14 protein-coding genes are annotated in these 14,034 nt (G+C 70.5%); 10 read left to right on the forward strand and 4 right to left on the reverse strand.

All coding sequences use genetic code 11. The annotated features are described in order from the left end of the window. The first annotated feature begins 45 nt into the window (after positions 1-45). The 4 genes from add (at position 46) to GVL03_RS05165 (ending at position 3,775) form a co-directional block, all read left to right on the forward strand. Complete coding sequence (gene add, locus GVL03_RS05150) at positions 46-1,044, forward strand: adenosine deaminase (RefSeq protein ID WP_159499925.1); 999 nt, start codon at positions 46-48, stop codon at positions 1,042-1,044. Continuing rightward, the gene (locus GVL03_RS05155) at positions 1,041-2,399 is read left to right on the forward strand and encodes an NtaA/DmoA family FMN-dependent monooxygenase (RefSeq protein WP_159499926.1); all 1,359 of its coding nucleotides are present in this window, start codon (positions 1,041-1,043) and stop codon (positions 2,397-2,399) included. The genes add and GVL03_RS05155 overlap by 4 nt, the downstream gene beginning before the upstream one ends. A gap of 191 nt (positions 2,400-2,590) precedes the next feature. Then, a complete protein-coding gene (locus tag GVL03_RS05160) occupies positions 2,591-2,959 on the forward strand; it encodes an FKBP-type peptidyl-prolyl cis-trans isomerase (RefSeq protein WP_159499927.1) in 369 nt (122 codons plus the stop codon). Between the two features lie 258 nt (positions 2,960-3,217). Beyond that, positions 3,218-3,775: a YceI family protein gene (locus GVL03_RS05165; RefSeq protein ID WP_159499928.1), complete on the forward strand. Its 558-nt coding sequence runs from the start codon at positions 3,218-3,220 to the stop codon at positions 3,773-3,775. A gap of 80 nt (positions 3,776-3,855) precedes the next feature. Here the strand turns inward: GVL03_RS05165 and GVL03_RS05170 are convergent, their stop codons facing one another. Further along, positions 3,856-5,157 (reverse strand): MFS transporter, encoded by a 1,302-nt coding sequence (locus GVL03_RS05170; protein ID WP_159499929.1) that lies wholly within the window; start codon positions 5,155-5,157, stop codon positions 3,856-3,858. Next, the gene (locus GVL03_RS05175) at positions 5,157-5,378 is read right to left on the reverse strand and encodes a DUF167 domain-containing protein (RefSeq protein ID WP_159499930.1); all 222 of its coding nucleotides are present in this window, start codon (positions 5,376-5,378) and stop codon (positions 5,157-5,159) included. The genes GVL03_RS05170 and GVL03_RS05175 overlap by 1 nt, the downstream gene beginning before the upstream one ends. 165 nt (positions 5,379-5,543) lie before the next feature. Between GVL03_RS05175 and rpsO the strand changes: the two genes are divergently transcribed. After that, positions 5,544-5,813: a 30S ribosomal protein S15 gene (rpsO, locus tag GVL03_RS05180; protein WP_159499931.1), complete on the forward strand. Its 270-nt coding sequence runs from the start codon at positions 5,544-5,546 to the stop codon at positions 5,811-5,813. Positions 5,814-6,058: 245 nt separating this feature from the next. Here the strand turns inward: rpsO and GVL03_RS05185 are convergent, their stop codons facing one another. Further along, positions 6,059-7,078 carry an isopenicillin N synthase family oxygenase gene (locus GVL03_RS05185; RefSeq protein ID WP_159499932.1) on the reverse strand — a complete coding sequence of 340 codons (1,020 nt, stop codon included), beginning with the start codon at positions 7,076-7,078 and terminating at the stop codon, positions 6,059-6,061. 155 nt (positions 7,079-7,233) lie between these two features. Here GVL03_RS05185 and efeU point away from each other — a divergent pair, with 155 nt between their 5' ends. Genes efeU through efeB form a run of 3 tightly spaced genes read left to right on the forward strand, consistent with a single transcriptional unit; the run spans position 7,234 to position 10,759 of the window. Then, a complete protein-coding gene (gene efeU, locus GVL03_RS05190) occupies positions 7,234-8,220 on the forward strand; it encodes an iron uptake transporter permease EfeU (protein WP_159499933.1) in 987 nt (328 codons plus the stop codon). After that, entirely contained in the window at positions 8,217-9,446 is a 1,230-nt protein-coding gene (efeO, locus tag GVL03_RS05195) for an iron uptake system protein EfeO (protein WP_159499934.1), read from the forward strand. Before efeU ends, efeO begins: the two co-directional genes overlap by 4 nt. Beyond that, complete coding sequence (gene efeB, locus GVL03_RS05200) at positions 9,443-10,759, forward strand: iron uptake transporter deferrochelatase/peroxidase subunit (protein ID WP_159499935.1); 1,317 nt, start codon at positions 9,443-9,445, stop codon at positions 10,757-10,759. The genes efeO and efeB overlap by 4 nt, the downstream gene beginning before the upstream one ends. Before the next feature lie 37 nt (positions 10,760-10,796). Here the strand turns inward: efeB and GVL03_RS05205 are convergent, their stop codons facing one another. Next, positions 10,797-11,975: an acyltransferase family protein gene (locus GVL03_RS05205; RefSeq protein WP_159499936.1), complete on the reverse strand. Its 1,179-nt coding sequence runs from the start codon at positions 11,973-11,975 to the stop codon at positions 10,797-10,799. 185 nt (positions 11,976-12,160) lie between these two features. Here GVL03_RS05205 and GVL03_RS05210 point away from each other — a divergent pair, with 185 nt between their 5' ends. Both GVL03_RS05210 and GVL03_RS05215 read left to right on the forward strand, forming a co-directional pair. Further along, on the forward strand, positions 12,161-13,363 hold the full coding sequence (locus GVL03_RS05210; RefSeq protein WP_159499969.1) for an LLM class flavin-dependent oxidoreductase: 1,203 nt from the start codon (positions 12,161-12,163) through the stop codon (positions 13,361-13,363). Then, positions 13,363-14,007, forward strand: a complete 645-nt coding sequence (locus GVL03_RS05215) for an FMN reductase (protein WP_159499937.1) — start codon at positions 13,363-13,365, stop codon at positions 14,005-14,007. The genes GVL03_RS05210 and GVL03_RS05215 overlap by 1 nt, the downstream gene beginning before the upstream one ends. Positions 14,008-14,034: the final 27 nt, after the last annotated feature.

Here is a 14,034-nt window from a genome sequence, read left to right on the forward strand (position 1 = left end):
TACGGTGAACCGAACAGTTCACCCAACCCCCGCACAGGAGACGCCATGGCCGCACGTCGCGATCTGACGGCATTGCCCAAGGGACATCTGCACGTCCATCTCGAGGCGGCGATGCGTCCCGAGACCCTCGCCGAACTCGCCTCCCGCATGCGGATCGAGATCCCGCCGGTGACCGGCTTCTCCGGATTCACCGCCTTCGCCGGCATGTACGAGGGGCTCCTCGCGGTGCTGGCCGAGCCCGCGAACCTCCACCGGCTCATCGACGAGGCGGTCGAGGACGCGGCCGCGGACGGTGTCGTCTACGTCGAGTTCGGCGTGAGCCCGCAGTTCTACGTGACGGCCTTCGGCTCGATCGAGGCCGCCCTCGATGCCCAGATCGAGGCCGCCCGGGCGGCGGGCGCGCGGCACGGCGTGGAGGTCGGGCTCATGGTGACCGCAGACCGCACCCGCGACCTCGCCGACGCGGTCGAGCTCGCCCGCATCGCCGCATCCCGCGCGGGACGGGGTGTCGTGTCTCTGGGACTGGCGAACGAGGAGCGCGGGCACCCCGCGGCGGACTTCGCCGACGCGTTCCGCATCGCGCGCGAGGCCGGGCTGCAGTCCGCTCCCCATGCCGGGGAGCTCGTCGGGCCGGAATCGGTCTGGCAGGCGATCGACGACCTGGGCGCCGATCGGGTGCTGCACGGAATCCGTGCCGTCGAGGACGCCCGGCTGGTCGCCGTGCTCGCCGAGCGGGGCATCTGCCTGGACGTGTGCCCGACCTCGAACCTGCTCCTCGGAGTCGTCGACGACCTTGCGATCCATCCGTTGCCGCAGCTGCTCGCCGCGGGTGTGCGGTGCTCCATCAACGCCGACGACCCGATCCTGTTCGGTCCGGGCATCGCTCAGGAGTATCTCGTCGCGCGCGAGCGGGTCGGACTGACCGACGAGCAGCTCGCGGAGTGCGCCTGGAGCTCGATCGAGGCGACCCTGGCCTCGGACGGACTCAAGCGGCGTGCCCGCGCCGGCATCGATGCATGGCTCGCCGAGGGAGACGCCGCATGAGCGCCCTGCATTTCGGCGTGTTCGAGGTGTACGCACCGCAGGTGGGCGGGACCTACAGCTGGGCACACCCTGAGAACGACGCCGTCGACTACCTCGACCCCGAGCGCTGGGTGCGAATGGCGCAGGTCATGGATCGCACGGGATTCGACTTCCTGTTCTTCGCCGACGGGTTCGGCTACCCGATGATCGGCGGGGACATCAGCCCGGCCTCGCTGTCGGCGGCGATCAACTTCTCCGGTCTCGACCCGTCGACCCTCATCCCGATCCTCGCTCGCGAGACCGAGCGGCTCGGGTTCGTCGTCACGGCGACGACCGGGATGGACCACCCGTTGCCGCTGTCGCGCCGCTTCGCCACGCTCGACCACCTGACCGGCGGTCGCATCGGCTGGAACGTCGTGACGGGGGCATCGCAGAACGCGGTCGCGGACCTCTTCGGGCACCCCGAGATGGTGGCGCACGACACCCGCTACGCGATGGCCGACGAGTACGTCTCGCTCGCGCGCAGCTACTGGGAGCGCTCCTGGGACGACGACGCCCTGGTCGCCGACGCGGCGGCGGGTGTGTACATCGACGCCTCCCGCATCCATCGCACCGAGTTCACCGGCGCCCACTACCGTTCCCGCGGCTACTTCGGCGCCCCGCCGTCGCCGCAGCGCACGCCCGTGATCTTCCAGGCGGGAACCTCTCCGAAGGGGCGGGCTCTCGCCGCAGCCCACGCGGAGGGCGTCTTCGTCCAGGCCACGACGCCGGCCCACACCGCGCGGAACGTCGCCGACATCCGGCGCCTGGCCGCCGAGGCCGGCCGTGATCCCGGGAGCATCCGGATCATGGCCGGGCTCACCGCCATCGTCGACGACACGGATGCGGGTGCCCAGCGGCTCTGGAACGAGTTCCACGCGATGCAGTCCGACGAGGTGGTCGCCGCGCTCTACGCCGGCAACACCGGTATCGATCTGCTGCGGCTCGACCCCGATCGCACCCTCCATCAGGTGCTCGATGCCGGGGGACCGGTCGGTCAGATGGGCACGAGCAACATCGAGCGCTTCCTCGGCGGCGACGGGCGACCGGCGCCGACGGTGCGCGAGATCCTGGAGGAGCTGCGCGGACGCGGGACGCGGGGCTTCCGGCTCGTCGGCGATGCGGACTCCGTCGCCGGGGGCGTCGAGGCGCTCGCGGAGGAGACCGGGCTCGACGGGTTCCTCCTCGAGCCGGTGTTCGGCACGCGCGACGTCGCGGCGTTCGGCGAGCTCGTGCTGCCGCGACTGCGTACGCGCGGGCGTCTGCCCGAGCCCGCGGGACCGAGCCTGCGCGAGCGGATGCGGGAGGCCCCCGGAGCCCGTCTGCCCCGCGCGTGACGCAGGGGAGAGCGGTGAAGAGCGGCGGAACGACCGAGGCCGACCAAGACTCAGCGCCCGGTGCCGCGGCGATGCCTGCGTGACTCCCGAGCGCTGAGTTGTTCTGGATCCAGGATGCTCCGGCCGTCCGCCCGTGTCAAGAGCGGTGCGGGGGCCGTCGTGCGAGGGGCCCGGCGTGCTTGGATGGAGGAATGACTGACAACCGTACGAAGCCCGAGATCGACGCCCCCGCTGGCCCCGCCCCGGCCGACCTCGCCATCCGCGACCTCATCGTCGGAGACGGCGCCGAGGCGAAGCCCGGTGACGGCGTCACCGTGCACTACCTGGGCGTCGAGTACGACACGGGCGAGGAGTTCGACTCGTCGTGGAGCCGGGGTGAGAGCATCCAGTTCCCGCTGCGCGGCCTGATCCAGGGATGGCAGGACGGCATCCCGGGCATGAAGGTCGGCGGTCGTCGCGAGCTGATCATCCCGCCGCACCTGGGCTACGGTCCTGCGGGAGGTCACTTCCTCGGTGGCAAGACCCTGATCTTCATCATCGACCTGCTGCAGGTCGGCTGATCCGAAAGTCTCCCCGGAGGGGGGAGATTTCGCTTCCTTCGTTGGTCGTCAGTGACCCCGGCCGCTGACCCGAAAGTCTCCGCTCTCGGTCCCCGAGCGAGGAGCACAGCTCCGAGACGAAGGGCGGCGATCGGACTCTCGCATCCGTCGTCCGCTTCCGGTTCGCAGGGAATCTTCCATTCGCGGGAATGGATCCGGCCGAGATCTGGTTTGCTGGTGACGTGCCGTGAGAGTCGCGGCCGCGAACGTGGAGAAGACATGACCGACACGACGATCGAGATCCCCGGCTACAAGGCGGGCACCTGGGTGCTCGACCCCGCGCACAGCGAGGTCACCTTCTCGGTGCGCCACATGATGATCTCCAAGGTCCGCGGCTTCTTCAGCGTGGCCAGCGCCACCATCATCGCCCCCGAGAACCCGCTCGAGGCGCGCGTCGAGGCGACCGCCGACGTCGCGTCGATCGACACCAAGGACGAGGGCCGCGACGCCCACCTCCGCTCGGCGGACTTCTTCGACGTCGAGACGTATCCGACGATCTCCTTCGTCTCGACCGGGGTGCGCTACGACGACGGCGACTTCCTGGTGGACGGCGACCTGACCATCAAGGACGTCACGAAGGCCGTCACCTTCGAGGTGGAGTTCGGCGGTTTCGGCACCGATCCGTGGGGCAACTACAAGGCCGGTGCGACCGCGAAGACGGTCATCGACCGCGAGGAGTTCGGTCTCACCTGGAACACGGCGCTCGAGACCGGCGGTGTGCTGGTCGGCAAGGACGTCACGATCCAGCTCGACCTGCAGGGCTCGATCCAGGCCTGATCAGGCCTGGATCGCGAGGGGCGGATGCCACGGCGTCCGCCCCTCGTCGTCTCTTGGTGCCGGAGCGCGCCCGCGATGCCTCAGGGCACGGGATGCCGCGCGTCATAGGCGCGGAACGCGGGGCTGAGGCGCACGAGCACTCCGACCAGCGCGATGATCGCGATCCCGCCGACGAGCGGCGGGATCCACAGTGCGGTCACGGTAGCGAGCGTGCCCGCGTACAGCGCGCCAAGGCGTGGTCCGCCCGCGACGACGACGATGAACACGCCCTGCAGGCGCCCTCGCATGGCGTCGGGAACGGCCGATTGCATCATGGTCGACCGGTAGATCGCGCTGACGTTGTCGGCGGCTCCGGAGATCGCGAGAGCGATGCACGCGGCGACGACGAGCACGGTGTTCGGCGAGGCCGCCGTCGCCGGGACGAACCATCCGAGCTGCGCCGCGACGAGGACGAGTCCGAACAGGACGATGGCCGCTCCGTACACCTGTATCGCCCGTTCGATGCCGATGCCGTGGCGGCGCACCCGGCCGATGGGCCCGGAGAAGAGGCTCGACAGGAATGCGCCGGCAGCGACCGCGGCGGTGAGGATGCCGGTCGTGACCGCGTCGCCGCCCAGCAGCACGGCGCCGATCCCGGGGAAGAGCGCCAGTGGCTGTCCGAACGTCATCGCGACGATGTCGAGGATGTACTGCAGCCGGATGTTCGCCGCCCGGCGGAGGAAGGCGATCCCGTCGCGGAGGGAGGCGAGCCCCGGGCGCACGACGGGCCCCTCGGGGCGGAGCGTCGGCAGGGTCCAGAGACCGAGGAAGAGCGACGTCATCAGCACGACATCGACCGTGTAGGTCCACGCGTAGCCCGCGACCGCCACGAGGACCCCGGCCAGGGCGGGGCCGGCCATCACCATGATCCCGACCGTGACCCCTTGGAGCGCCGCGGCGGCGGGCAGGAGCTCGCGGGCGATGAGGCGGGGGGTGATCGCCGAGCGGGTCGCCATGACGATCGAGTTCGCCGAGGAGTTCACGATGCTGAGGGCGTAGAGCCACCACACCGTCTCGTTTCCGGACCAGGCGAGCGCCGCGAGGAGCGCGGTCGACACGAACGTCACGGACGCCGCCGAGAGCGCGACCGTGCGCCGGTCGAAGGCGTCGGCCAGCATCCCGCCGTAGAGCCCCGCGAAGACCATCGGCACGAGGCCGGCGACCGCGACCATCGCGACGGCGAGGTCCGAGCCGGTCAGCGCGTACACGTGCAGCATGACAGCGACGATGGTCATCTGGCCGCCGAGTCCGGAGAGCGTGGACCCGATCCACATCCTGGCGAAGGACGGGCTCGTGCTGAGGGGGCGCAGGTCGATGAGGTGCCGGGAGACGAGCCGGGCCATCACTCGTCGACCTCGACGCGCTTGATCCGCGCCGTGTGGCCGCGCACGATCCGCACGTCGCGCGGGGGAACTCCGAAATGAGCCGCGAGCGCCTTCACGACGCCTTCGTTGGCGGCCCCCTCCCCGGCGCGCTCCCGCACGTGCACCGTCAGCTCGCCGTCGACGACCTCGACGAGCGGTCCCCTCCGGCTGGAGGGCTTGACGCGGACGGTGTGCTGCACGGATCGAGCGTATCGGGCGCGCGCTCGGCTCGGCCCGGCACGCGGTCGCCGCCGCATCCGTTCGCTGGTAGACTCGTGCAGTTGCCGTTGGATCGGCCGCGGAGAAAGAGAGCTCGCGCATCAGGCGTCGGGCGCCGCGCAACAAGGAGAGAGGGGATCGAATCTATGGCACTGGAATCAGACGTCAAGAAGGCGATCATCGAAGAGTACGCAACGCACCCCGGTGACACCGGATCCCCCGAGGTGCAGGTCGCGATGCTGACGCAGCGCATCAAGGACCTCACCGAGCACCTGAAGCAGCATAAGCACGACCACCACTCGCGTCGTGGGCTGTTCCTGCTCGTCGGTCAGCGCCGTCGCCTGCTCGGCTACCTCCAGGACATCGACATCACGCGATACCGTTCGCTGATCGAGCGTCTGGGGCTCCGCCGCTAGGCGCAGCCCCGATCAACGCAGTCTCGGGAGTGCCGGCGTGAGTCGCCACGAACGCCGCCAGCGCGAGCCGCGTATATCGCTTTCTTCGAAGGCCGTCTCACGGTGTGAGGCGGCCTTCGTCGTTCCCGCGGCGCCTCTCGCCATCCGTGGGCGGCGAGAATCCGGTCGCTGCCCTTCGTCTCGGAGCTTGCGCTCCTCGCTCAGGAACCGCGAGCGCAGCGAGACGAAGCGTGAGGACTTCCGCATCAGGCCCGGGCGGCGACGAGGTCGGCGTGGTGGATGGCGGCGACGTCGGGGTGCGCGCGCAGACGCGACTTCAGGGCGTTGTCGCCATAGAGCGCGTGGATCGGGTTGGCGGGATCCTGGGTCACGCCGCGGGCGGATGAGGCGAGCTCCGCGGGCAGCTCGATCAGCGGCAGCCGGGCGTCGAGCGCGGGGTTGAAGAAGAACGGCACCGAGATGCGATCCTCCGGGAACCGGGGGGAGATGACCCGGTGGTTGGTCGCGATGAGGTAGCCCTGCGTGGCGTACTCGAGCAGCTCGCCGATGTTGACGACGAACGCCCCCTCGACGGGCGGGGCGTCGACCCATTCGCCGTCGCGCTCGACCTGCAGCCCGCCCTTGCCGGGCTCGACCCACAGCAGCGTCAGCGCCCCCGAGTCCTTGTGGGCGCCGACGCCCTGGGCCCGCGCGCCCGCTGACGGGTCGTTCTTGCCCGGGTAGCGCACGATCTTGATCAGGGTCGACGGCTCGCCGAAATGACGGTCGAAGTAGTCCTCCTCGGCGCCCAGGGCGAGCGCCCATTCGCGCAGCAGGACGCGGGCGATGTCCGTCAGCCGGTCGTGCCACTCGGTCACGATCCCACGCAGCTCGGGCTGGGCCTCGGGCCAGAGGTTCGGACCGATCAGGCGCGCGAAGTCTGGGGCGTCGGGATCGTCGACCGCCGCACGCTCGGGACCGATGTCGATCTGCTCCCGCCAGTCCACCCGGCCCTGCGTGCGCTCGCCGCCGACGCGGGTGTAGCCGCGGAAGTGCGGACTGTGCACGTTCTCGATCGCGAGCTTGTCGGCCTCGGGCAACGCGAAGAAATCGCGGGCGCCCTGCAGGAGCCGCCCCTCGAGCTCCGGCGTGATCCCCGTGCCGACGAGGTAGAAGAAGCCCACCTCGTGCGTTGCGGCGCGCAGATCCGCACGGAAGGAGGCCGCGGCTTCGGGGCCGTCGCCGAGGCGGGAGAGGTCGAGGACGGGAAGATTCAGCGAGCTCACCCATCGACCGTACGTCGCCGATCGCGGTGGGGGGCGCTTCGTTGCAGACCGTTACCGATCGAGGTGCCGCGCGCCGGGTTGTCCGATAGGGCGCGGAGGAGTACTGTCGCTCCGTGGTTAGGTGAACCTAACCTTATCCTCGGGAAGAAGCATCCATGCTGCCGGCACTGCTGATCGGTCTGCGAGAAGGGCTCGAAGCGGCCATCGTCGTCGGCATCCTGGTTGCCTACCTCACCCGCTCCGGACGCCGTGACGTGCTGCCGCGCCTGTGGATCGGCGTCGTCCTCGCCGTCGCGCTGTCGCTCGCGATCGGTGCGGTGCTGACGTTCGGCGCGTACGGTCTGACGTTCGAGGCGCAGGAGATCATCGGCGGAGCCATGTCCCTGCTCGCCGTCGCGCTCGTGACCTGGATGGTCTTCTGGATGCAGCGCGCGGGCCGGGGCCTGAAGCACGCTCTGGAGACGGACGTCGACCGCGCGCTCGCCGCGGGCTCAGGGGCTCCACGCCTCGGAGGCCCAGCGCGGGGAACGGCCACGCGCGGGGCGAGGTGGGGATGGGGCATCGTCGTCATCGGGTTCGTGTCGGTCGCCCGCGAGGGACTCGAGACGACGCTGCTGCTGTGGTCGATGGTGCAGTCCTTCGGCGATGCCCCCGCCGCTCTCCTCGGCGCGCTGCTCGGGCTCCTGCTCGCGGTGGTGCTGGGCTGGCTGATCGCGCGCGGGATGGTGCGGGTCGACCTCCGCGTCTTCTTCACGTGGACCGGCGCCCTTCTGATCGTCGTCGCGGCGGGGGTGCTCGCCTACGCCGTGCACGACCTGCAGGAGGCGGGCGTCCTGCAGGGCCCGTTCACCTCGGGGGCGCCGGTCGATCCCGTCACGGGCGCCGTGCTCGTCGGGGTCGCCGGGTTCCCCTCCGGGTGGGCGTTCGACCTCACCGCTGCCGTGCCGCCCGGAAGCCCCATCGCCGCGATCCTGCAGGCGACGGTCGGATTCATGCCGCAGATGACCTGGCTCCAGGTCATCGCCTGGATCGTCTACGTGCTCGTCGTCGGCACGGCTTTCCTCGCCGGCGCTCGTCGACGTCCTCAGTCCACCCCACGAGCGAGGGAAGCCGTCGCTCCCGCACCGCAAGGAATCCTATGATCGCCCACCGCACCCTCTCCGCCGCCACCGCACTCGGCCTCACCGCGCTCGTCCTGGCCGGCTGCGTCGCCAAGGCGGACGTCGCCGCGTCCGACACCCTCGCCGTCGACTCGTCGGATGCGGACTGCGCCGTCTCGGCGTCGTCGGCGACCAGCGGGACGCTCGCCTTCGAGGTGACCAACTCCGGCGCGCAGGTGACGGAGTTCTATCTGCTCGCCAGCGACGGGCTGCGGATCGTCGGCGAGGTCGAGAACATCGCGCCAGGCGCGTCGCGGACGCTCACCGTCGTGGCGCAGCCGGGCGATTACTTCACGCTCTGCAAGCCGGGCATGATCGGCGAGGGCGTCGGGCGCGCCGCGTTCACCGTCGGGGGCGACGCGGTGGAGGTCACCGGCGACGACGCCGAGCAGAAGCAGCAGGCGGTCACGCTGTACGCCGCGTTCGTGAAGGACCAGGTCGAGCAGCTGATGCCGGCCGTCGCCGAGTTCACCGCGGAGTACACCTCGGGCGATGACGAGACCGCGCGCACGCTGTTCCCGCAGGTGCGTGCGTACTACGAGCGCATCGAGCCCGTCGCCGAGTCGCTCGGCGACCTCGATCCGAAGATCGACTACCGGGAGGTCGACGCGGTCGCCGAGGGGCTCGACTGGACCGGTTTCCACCGCATCGAGAAGGACCTGTGGGCTCCCGCCGCCGACGCCCTCAACGCCGACGGCGTGACGCCGGCGTGGCAGGACTGGGTGCCGTCGACCACCGAGGAGCGTCAGCAGTACGCCGACCAGCTGGTGTCCGACATCGGCGAGCTGAACGACTACGTCCACGGCGACGACTTCCTGACTGCGCTCGACGAGCAGGGCATCGCCGGCATCTCGAACGGTGCGATCGCTCTCCTGGACGAGGTCGCCACCGGCAAGATCTCGGGCGAGGAGGACTGGTGGAGCGGCACCGACCTCTGGGACTTCGCCGCGAACGTCGAGGGATCGAAGATGGCCTACGATCTCGTCCGCGACTTCGCGGCGGCGGCGGGCAGCGACGGCGAGGCGCTCGTCGCCGAGATCGACGAGGGCTACGCCGACCTCGACGCCCAGCTGACGACCTATGGCAGTCTCGCGGACGGTTTCGTGAACTACTCGGAGCTGACGGATGCCGACAAGCGCACCCTGACCGATCTCATCAACGCGCTCGCCGAGCCGCTCTCCCAGCTGACGTCCACAGTCCTTTCGTGACCGAAGCGTCCGACCTCGTCCCCGAGGCACCGGAACCCGCTGAGGGTTCCGGTGCCCGCCCCGGCCTGAGTCGGCGTGGCCTGCTCGGGCTGATCGGCGCAGGAACGGCCGGGCTGGCGATCGGAGCCGGGGTCGGGGCGGCGATCACGGCATCCGTGACCGCGTCCGGTGGGGCCTCGACGGCGGCGGTCCACCCGTTCTTCGGCGCACACCAGGCGGGGATCACGACCCCGGTGCAGGACCACCTGCACTTCGCCGCCTTCGACGTGGACGACGACACCACCCGCGACGAGCTGGTCGCGCTGCTGCAGGACTGGTCGTATGCGGCCGCCCGCATGACGCAGGGGCTCGACGTCAGCGCCTCCGGTGCGGTCGGGGGGTCCCCGCAGGCGCCGCCCGACGACACCGGCGAGGCGCTCGGACTGCCCGCGAGCGCCCTCACGGTCACCTTCGGCGTCGGTCCGGGACTGTTCGAGAAGGACGGCATCGACCGGTTCGGTCTCGCCGCCCGCCGGCCGGCCGAGCTGACGGAGCTGCCCGCCTTCCTCGGGGACGACCTCGACCCGCTCGCCTCCGGCGGCGATCTGTGCGTGCAGGCCTGCGCCGACGACCCGCAGATCGCCGTGCATGCCGTGCGCAACCTGACCCGGATCGCCTTCGGGCGCGCCACGCTCCGCTGGTCGCAGCTCGGTTTCGGGCGGACGTCGAAGACGACCGTCGCACAGACCACGCCCCGCAACCTGTTCGGCTTCAAGGACGGCACCGCCAACATCCTCGCCGACGACGTCGCGGCCCTCGACGAGCACGTGTGGGTCCCCGCCGCGGACGGTCCGGCGTGGCTCGTCGGCGGCAGCTACCTCGTGGCGCGCCGCATCCGCCAGACCATCGAGGTGTGGGACCGGCTGCGCCTGGCGGAGCAGGAGCGCACGGTCGGTCGCAGCAAGGGCGAGGGGGCGCCGCTGTCGGGTGGCACGGAGAACACCGACCCGGACTTCGAGGCCGCCGGCGAGAGCGCCTCGCCGGCGATCGACGTCGCCTCGCATGTGCGTCTCGCGCATCCGGACTTCAACGACGGCACGCGGATGCTGCGCCGCGGCTACAACTTCGTCGACGGGAACGACGATCTCGGCGCGCTCAACGCGGGGCTGTTCTTCCTCTCGTTCCAGAGGTCGCCGCAGCAGTTCATCACGGTCCAGCGGGCGCTCGCGAAGGATCTGCTCTCGGAGTACCTCCGTCACGTCGGCTCCGGCGTCTGGGCCGTGCCGCCCGGAGCGCGCGAAGGGTCGTACGTCGGGGCGGGTCTGTTCGCCTGATGCGAAGTCTCCCCGGAGGGGGGGAGACTCAGGTCTGTCAGCCGTTCTGGCGTGGATCCGGATGAAGCGCCGCAGCCCTCGCCCGCGCATCGGATGCAGAAGCGGGCCGGCGGGAGCCGGTCGGGTCGTTGCGATGACCCTCGGCGCCCGCCAGCGCGGGATCGGCGAACAACCAGTGCCAGCGCGGTTCGACGAGCGGTCGGAAGACCGTGCGCACAGGCTTCGTCGCGAGACCCAGTGCGATCAGGACCGCGGCGACGGAGACGACCGGCAGCCAGAACCAGGTGGGGTCGAGCCCGCGGAGGACTCCGGACTCGCGGAACGGGTAGAGCACGAACGAGTGCAGGAGGTAGACGTACATCGTGTATTGACCGAAGTGCGTCCACCACGTCGCCGAGCGCGGCAGGAGCACGAAGAACGCGGCGCTGAGGAGCAGGGCGATCGCGATGAGCAGGATCCGCACGCCGCCCGCCCACCACTGCGTGCCGCCGAGGGCGGCGTACGAGTCCTCGTAGAAGAGCCACGCGCGCAGGTCCATCTCGCGCCACTGATCGATGAACAGCCACGCGATCGTGCCGGCCACCGCGATGGCGCCGGCCGCGCCCGTGACCAGCCACCACGGGCGCCGGCCGAGCAGATCGGCCCTGGCCACGACGTCGCGCTCGCGCAGCCACCAGCCGAGGGTGAAGAAGAAGAGCAGCCCGAGCGTCCGCGACAGCGAGAGGGTCGAGTCGACGTTGGGGAGGTAGCCGACGCCGACGGAGACGATCGCGGCCCAGAGCACGGGCCACTTCAGCAGCGCGAGGTACGGCAGGACCAGCCGGAAGATGCCGAGCGCCAGCAGGAACCACAGGGTCCACGACGGCTGTGTCGGGTTGGGATTCGCCTGGCCCTCCACGAGCCACTTGGTGAGCGTCCAGAGCGTCTCGAAGATCAGGTAGGGCAGCAGGATGTCGGTGATGACCCGTGCCATCTGCCGCCGCCCGAGAGCCCCGGCCTTGGAGAAGTAGCCAGAGATGATCGCGAACGCCGGCATGTGGAACGCGTAGACCACGAGATACACCGCGAGCGCGACGTCCGAGTCGTAGATGAGGCGCTGGATGGCGTGGCCCAGCACCACGAGCACGATGCACGCGAAGCGCGCGTTGTCCCAGAACGGCACGCGCCGCCTCGGTCGAGCGGGGGCGGACGCGGCGGCAGGGGTCGGATCGCTCATCGAACCTCGACCCTATCGCCCTGCGGCCGGGACCCGAGGGGGGTTGCCCGATGCCGGAGCGCGCTTCCCGGGAATACTCTGGCGAAGGGCGCGTTAGATCCGATATATTCATCTGAATGGAAACGGATGCCGCCGCATCCGAGGAGCGGAAAGAGATCGTGACCGAGAACACCACCTGGCCCGGGATGCAGTTCGGCATCTTCACCGTGAGCGACATCACGGAGGACCCGACCACAGGTCGCACGCCGACCGAGGCCGAGCGAATCCGCGACACCCTCACGATCGCGAAGCACGCGGAGGAAGTGGGGCTCGACGTCTTCGCCCTCGGCGAGCACCACAATCCGCCGTTCTGGTCGTCCTCCCCGACCACGACCCTCGCCTACATCGCCGCGCAGACCGAGCGCCTGCTGCTGTCGACCGCGACCACGCTCATCACGACGAACGACCCGGTGAAGGTGGCCGAGGACTTCGCGATGCTGCAGCACGTGTCCGGCGGACGCACCGACCTGATGCTGGGGCGGGGGAACACCGGCCCCGTCTACCCGTGGTTCGGCAAGGACATCCGGCAGGGACTGCCGCTCGCGCTCGAGAACTACGCGCTGCTGCACAGGCTGTGGCGCGAGGACGTCGTCGACTGGGAGGGCACCTTCCGCACACCCCTGCAGGGCTTCACCGCGACGCCGCGGCCCCTGGACGGCGTCGCGCCGTTCGTCTGGCACGGCTCCATCCGCACCCCCGAGATCGCCGAGCAGGCGGCCTACTACGGCGACGGGTTCTTCGCCAACAACATCTTCTGGCCCGCCGAGCACTACCAGCGCCTCATCGGCCTGTACCGCCAGCGCTTCGCGCACTACGGCCACGGCACGCCCGAGCAGGCCATCGTGGGCCTGGGCGGCCAGGTTTTCATGCGCGCGAACTCGCAGGACGCGGTGGACGAGTTCCGTCCGTACTTCGACAACGCCCCCGTCTACGGGCACGGCCCGTCGATGGAGGACTTCACGCAGATGACGCCCCTCACCGTCGGGTCGCCGCAGCAGGTCATCGACCGCTACGCCGGCATGCGCGACATCTTCGGCGACTACCAGCGCCAGCTGTTCCTCATGGATCACGCGGGGCTCCCGCTGAAGACGGTGCTCGAGCAGCTCGACATCCTCGGCGGCGAGGTCGTGCCGGTGCTGCGCCGGGAGCTCGCGCGGAACCGCCCGGTCGAGGTGCCGGACGCGCCGACGCACGCGAACCTCGTCCGCGCCGCCTACGGCGACGGTCCCGCCCGCCAGGCGCGCCCCCGCGCTAACCGCGGCGACAACCTGACCGCGGGATCGCCCTACGCGGACACGCCCCAGCCCGCCGGCTCCGCCTTCGGCGCCGCCGCGACCGGGAGCCTCTGATGGCCGGCCGTCGCATCGCCGTCGTCTCGGCCGGGCTCTCGAACCCGTCGTCCACGCGCATGCTCGCCGACCGGATGCTGGCCGCCACCGTGCGGGAGCTCGCCGCCCGCGACATCCCGGTCGAGGCCGAGACGTTCGAGCTGCGCGACTACGCGCACGACATCACGAACAACCTGCTCACCGGCTTCGCCCCGCCCGCGCTGGAGTCGATGATCGCCACGGTCGTCTCGGCGGACGCGCTGATCGTCGTGACCCCGATCTTCTCCACGAGCTACTCGGGTCTGTTCAAGTCGTTCATCGACGTGCTCGACCCCGACTCGCTGCGCGGAACGCCGGTGCTCATCGGCGCGAACGCGGGCACGCCGCGGCACTCGCTGGCGATCGACTATGCCATCCGGCCGCTGTTCGCGTACCTGCACGCCGACGCGATGTCGACGGGCGTGTTCGCCGCATCCGCCGACTGGGGTGGCTCGGAGGACCAGGTCGCCCCGCTCGGCGAGCGGATCGAGAAGGCGGCGCGCGAGCTGGCCGAGGCGATCGCGCGCCGGGAGCCGGCGACCGCGACGGATCCGTTCGACCCGGCGAACTACCTCGGCGAGGGGAAGTCCTTCGGACACCTCCTCGGCGGACTCGCGGGGGAGTAGCGCCCGGCCCCGCGTCCGCGGGTACCC

The organism is Microbacterium sp. 18062 (assembly GCF_902706225.1).
Taxonomy (GTDB): Bacteria; Actinomycetota; Actinomycetes; order Actinomycetales; family Microbacteriaceae; genus Microbacterium.

Coding starts and splice junctions, on each gene's coding strand:
- GVL03_RS05215 (WP_159499937.1), top strand. CDS start 13,363: ATGGCCGGCCGTCGCATCGCCGTCGTCTCGGCCGGGCTCTCGAACCCG.
- GVL03_RS05205 (WP_159499936.1), bottom strand. CDS start 11,975: ATGAGCGATCCGACCCCTGCCGCCGCGTCCGCCCCCGCTCGACCGAGG.
- GVL03_RS05155 (WP_159499926.1), top strand. CDS start 1,041: ATGAGCGCCCTGCATTTCGGCGTGTTCGAGGTGTACGCACCGCAGGTG.
- GVL03_RS05165 (WP_159499928.1), top strand. CDS start 3,218: ATGACCGACACGACGATCGAGATCCCCGGCTACAAGGCGGGCACCTGG.
- GVL03_RS05160 (WP_159499927.1), top strand. CDS start 2,591: ATGACTGACAACCGTACGAAGCCCGAGATCGACGCCCCCGCTGGCCCC.
- rpsO (WP_159499931.1), top strand. CDS start 5,544: ATGGCACTGGAATCAGACGTCAAGAAGGCGATCATCGAAGAGTACGCA.
- efeU (WP_159499933.1), top strand. CDS start 7,234: ATGCTGCCGGCACTGCTGATCGGTCTGCGAGAAGGGCTCGAAGCGGCC.
- GVL03_RS05210 (WP_159499969.1), top strand. CDS start 12,161: ATGCAGTTCGGCATCTTCACCGTGAGCGACATCACGGAGGACCCGACC.
- add (WP_159499925.1), top strand. CDS start 46: ATGGCCGCACGTCGCGATCTGACGGCATTGCCCAAGGGACATCTGCAC.
- efeO (WP_159499934.1), top strand. CDS start 8,217: ATGATCGCCCACCGCACCCTCTCCGCCGCCACCGCACTCGGCCTCACC.
- GVL03_RS05170 (WP_159499929.1), bottom strand. CDS start 5,157: ATGGCCCGGCTCGTCTCCCGGCACCTCATCGACCTGCGCCCCCTCAGC.